1 pseudogene is annotated in these 280 nt (G+C 55.0%); it reads right to left on the bottom strand.

Annotation, left to right across the window (positions count from 1 at the left end):
- Positions 1–242 (bottom strand): annotated as a pseudogene (locus ACO0LB_RS20985) (phage portal protein); the annotation flags it as partial.
- Between the last annotated feature and the right edge of the window lie 38 nt (positions 243–280).

Here is a 280-nt window from a genome sequence, read left to right as displayed (position 1 = left end):
TCCACTTCTTCCCAGCGAGGAGTGCGCCAGCTGACTCGGTTGTAATAGCGGCGGCGTTGCAAGTAGTCAGGAATGACCACCGCTCCGCTGGCTACGGCAAAATCCATAAACCAACGCCCTACAGGCCGACAGAACTGGTGAATGATCATGTGGTGCTGAACCTGCTGGCAGAGACGACGGAACTCAAGGAGCCCAGCGCGAATACTGGAGTAGTTCACACCTCGTAAATCGCCGGTCAGCATCTCGTAAGTGATGCCATAGCCCTTAGCAATGCTAAGCA

The organism is Undibacterium sp. SXout7W (assembly GCF_049339385.1).
Classification (GTDB): Bacteria; Pseudomonadota; Gammaproteobacteria; order Burkholderiales; family Burkholderiaceae_D; genus Undibacterium.
The sequence above is the reverse complement of the archived record's forward strand: the minus strand, read 5'-3'. Positions and strand labels throughout refer to the sequence as shown.